General features: G+C 47.0%; 2 protein-coding genes. Both read right to left on the bottom strand.

Features of this window, described 5'->3' with window-relative positions:
- Positions 1–275, bottom strand: a 275-nt coding sequence (gene yabP, locus D8801_RS09785; RefSeq protein WP_125849465.1) for a sporulation protein YabP, incomplete at its 3' end; no start/stop codon positions are given.
- Positions 276–351: 76 nt separating this feature from the next.
- The coding region (locus D8801_RS09780; protein WP_125849462.1) for an RNA-binding S4 domain-containing protein at positions 352–560 on the bottom strand (209 nt) is incomplete at its 5' end.

The following is a 560-nucleotide window of genomic DNA, read 5'->3' as shown; positions in this document are numbered from 1 at the left end:
TTCTCCCCCTGCTGCTCATCCAAATAGACGAGATCAAGCACTCTTCCCTTGATGGAGACAACGCCTTTTTCCACATCGAGATTCTTCATCTGCAGGTTTTCGCCTCTGACTGCCAGCATGCCCATGACCGTCTCAAGTAAGAATTCCTCATTGTCAAAGCTCTCGACCTGTTTGACACCGGATATATCCAGCAGCTTGCGGCCCTTCATCGTCACATTATGTTCAGGACCAGATGCCCCGCCGGAAGGGTTGTGCTGATCATAATATACATTCATCGATTCATCCCCCATATCCTCATACTAAAGATTCGATACTGCATTGTATGAGACGGGGGATTTTTTTAGAACAAGCCTATTCTCCTCCCAGCTTCTCTTCTTTGAGAACGGTATACATATCAGCGGCTTCTTCTTTTTTTGTCGTATCCTTCAATTCATTGACTTTGACGGTTACAAGCTTTTGGCCAAAACGCACCGCAAGCTCGTCTCCCGCTTTGACAACAGAGCTTGCTTTCGCCTGCTGGCCATTGATCGAAATTCTTCCCTGGTCAGCCACTTCTTTTG

The organism is Streptococcus oralis, assembly GCF_003943415.1.
In the GTDB taxonomy this organism is placed as follows: Bacteria; Bacillota; Bacilli; order Lactobacillales; family Streptococcaceae; genus Streptococcus; species Streptococcus oralis_BJ.
The sequence above is the reverse complement of the archived record's forward strand: the minus strand, read 5'-3'. Positions and strand labels throughout refer to the sequence as shown.